Here is a 2,378-nt window from a genome sequence, read left to right on the forward strand (position 1 = left end):
ATTAAGACGCATTAGTGCTGTTCGAGCAGTTCCAGCTTTTGTATGCCAAATAGGGGCAAGGGTATCGCGTATCTCTGTTTGGGTAATCTCTGAAACGGGCAGACAGCCTAATTTAGGGAGAATATGGAGGCGTAAATGTAAAAACCAATTACAAGACTCACCATCATTCTTTAATTCAGCTTTACGGCTTTCAAAAGCATCTAGAGCAATATCTTTTAAATAATGGAGATTGCGCATTGCCTCACGCTTTTGTTTGTTGCGTTCTTTAATAGGGTCACGCCCCTCACGTAAAACAGCCCGCCACCTAGTTGCCAATTCACGGGCTTGTTTTAAAGAAACATCTCGCAAGGCACCCAAGCCCATTTCGCGGCGCCGACCATGAATGGTATAACGATAAAGCCATTGAGCACCACCATCTTTACGTTTGTGAAGAAGCAAGCCGGCACCATCATTATATTTACCAGCTCCCAATGTTGCGACAGCCTTTGCATTAAGACGATTCATAAGAACCATTTTTACTCCTTTCTTGTACAATTTTTACCCACACATCAACCCCGCTTGTGACGTGCAAGTAAGTGGTTTTGATTGATTCAAGATAAACAGATTTGAAATGAGAGAATCCTACGTTATTCGGGCGTCTAATTCAATATGAACAGAGCTAGATTATCATTATAAATCAATATCTTGTATCGGTCATTATCAAGCAGGGGATATTTTGCCTAATTCTGTTTGGTGTTTAAATCACCGTCCACGTAGTGCCCCAGAGGGAATGGTTTACAATCCGTGGCATAATATTTGGGTTGATATTTATCTTCAATCAGGGACAGGTGTAAATGCAAAGTCGGCATATGGTGTTCCGATTACGATCAATCGTAGCTATGCAGATCATGCCTTTGATTTTTGGTCTGTTAATAAGAGATTTTTGACGAGTGATGAGTTCGCGTCTTGCATGTGTGGAATCAATTCGGGAACCAGTATTATAGGCAATAAAGCGCCTTCTCCCAAAACGTCTGGAGGACACGTTGATACAGAAAATTGTCGTATGATTTCGTATATCGGTTGTGAGGATGGTTGCGGTTATGTTTGGCAATATTTGTCTGGTTGTTATCCAGTGACTAAATGGCATACAGGAGAACAAGGAAGCAGTTTACGTGTAGACATAAATGTTATATTGGGAGGAGGCGATTGGACTGGTGGCTCTAACAATGATCATCTTGTACGGAATTTTGCGCATTCTCGTTATGTAGAAGATGAAAAAATAGGCGCCCGTGGATGTAGCGAGCCACTTTATTATAATTAGCGCGAGATTGATTAGAACATCATTTTATCCAGCCCCACTTTTGTGGGGCTTTTTTTATGGAGCGTCAGATGAGAAAGATATCGAAAGAAGGATTGGCACTTCATCTTGAAGTTTTAAAATCAAAGCTTTTTCTACTAAACTCATGATGTCAACCAGAGCAGTACAATCTTATCACTCATATTTTCATGTCTAGAAAATTGAGATAATGCCATCCATAAATCGCATAAGAAGTTAGTATTTACCTTCATTGCACACCTCCATGGATTCGTTCTCTCAAACATGCCAATCCTTTAGGTGTGATTTTTGTTGAAGGCAGCACCTTTTCTGTTCCATCCGGTTTTTGAATGGTGATGGCAGAACAGTCTATGAAGCCTTTTTTGATTTTATCCTGATTAAGGTAACAATGGACCACTCGGAGCACGTCGATACACCCAATCATTTTTACGCAAGTAATCTGTTAAATCCTTTGGTCTTATCTCCAACATCTTCGCGGCTTCAATCAAACCAAACAAACCATCAGAGCGTTTTAAGCCTTCTAAAGCTTTTGCTTTTAGTGCTAATTCTGAAATAACATGGTCTTTCTGCTCAATTTGATTTTGTAGATGATTTAAGGCGCCAAGTAATACTTCGGGTTTGGAGTAATCAATTTGTGGAATAGCTACTTGTCTTTCCAACTCTTTCCAACGGTCAATTATCTTTGCTCGTAAGGCAGTGCTGTAACTAGAAACAAGAATTAAGCATTCACGCTTTGGCAGGTTATAACAAGGGCGGCTTTCACCTTTGTTATCAAGGTAGTGCTCACCAAAATCAACCTCCTCAAATTTGAGGGCGTTAAGTTCTTCAAGCGTTTTCTTGATGTCACGCATAATATTGTCATGCCTTTTGCCACATAATTCAGTAATTTTAATAATGGTATTCATAAAGAATTCTTAGATGTTAGGCGTTCCTTAATGACATTCTAAAAGAGTGCTGGGCGCTAAAAAACACGGCATCTAGTCCGTCGTTACGCCTTTCCCCGAAGGGGGTATATGGTATAACCACACCTGACAAAGCTATTAGCATACAATGAGTTAAAGCT

Annotated in this window: 2 protein-coding genes and 1 pseudogene; 1 reads left to right on the forward strand and 2 read right to left on the reverse strand. The window is 40.2% G+C overall.

Annotated elements, in window-relative coordinates:
- A partial coding sequence (locus ACFILN_RS08540; RefSeq protein WP_375671294.1) for a tyrosine-type recombinase/integrase occupies positions 1 to 513 on the reverse strand: 513 nt, incomplete at its 3' end.
- Positions 514 to 715: 202 nt separating this feature from the next.
- Here ACFILN_RS08540 and ACFILN_RS08545 point away from each other — a divergent pair.
- Complete coding sequence (locus ACFILN_RS08545) at positions 716 to 1,300, forward strand: hypothetical protein (protein ID WP_375671296.1); 585 nt, start codon at positions 716 to 718, stop codon at positions 1,298 to 1,300.
- 244 nt (positions 1,301 to 1,544) lie between these two features.
- On the opposite strand, the pseudogene ACFILN_RS08550 reads toward ACFILN_RS08545, so the two are convergent.
- Positions 1,545 to 2,220 (reverse strand): annotated as a pseudogene (locus ACFILN_RS08550) (phage antirepressor KilAC domain-containing protein).
- Positions 2,221 to 2,378 lie beyond the last annotated feature (158 nt).

This window comes from Bartonella sp. CL434QHHD (genome assembly GCF_042195145.1).
In the GTDB taxonomy this organism is placed as follows: domain Bacteria; phylum Pseudomonadota; class Alphaproteobacteria; order Rhizobiales; family Rhizobiaceae; genus Bartonella.